This is a genomic window from Desulforhabdus sp. TSK, assembly GCF_022836495.1.
Lineage (GTDB): Bacteria > Desulfobacterota > Syntrophobacteria > Syntrophobacterales > Syntrophobacteraceae > Desulforhabdus.
In genome coordinates this window covers 1-458 of the sequence record NZ_BQXM01000148.1, presented here as the reverse complement: position 1 = coordinate 458, position 458 = coordinate 1, and the positions used below count along the sequence as shown (strand labels likewise).

Annotated in this window: 1 protein-coding gene; it reads right to left on the bottom strand. The window is 55.7% G+C overall.

Features of this window, described 5'->3' with window-relative positions:
• Positions 1-458 (bottom strand): molybdate ABC transporter substrate-binding protein (gene modA / locus MWC30_RS21900; protein ID WP_244086317.1); only part of this gene is annotated, 458 nt, incomplete at both ends.

Here is a 458-nt window from a genome sequence, read left to right as displayed (position 1 = left end):
CGTCCACTTCCCCCCGACTGACATAGTCGAGCACCTGGCGCACCGAGTCTCCCGGGATGAACTTGGGACCCAGCGTTTCCCACAGTCCTTCGTTCGTCAGGGCTTCCTGAGTATACCGCCCAACGGGGACTGTTTCGGGCTTTCCAAGAGCAATTTTACTCACATCCTTTTGGGTGAGGTCCCGAGCGCTCTTGATGGAAAGTTTGGACGCCGCCGGGACGATGAGAACCAGGCTGTTGCTGACAAAGTCTTTTCGCGAATCGTCGAGAATCAGCTTCTTTTCCTTCGCCTGGTTCATGGTCTTCTGATCCGCCGACGCGAAGACATCCACGGGCGCGCCCTGCTCGATCTGCTGAAGGAGAGCCCCTGAAGCCGCAAAATTGAAAATGATCTTTGTTCCAGGATGGAGACTCTCGAATTTGGTGCCAAGCTCGGTGAAGGCATTGGTCAGACTTGCC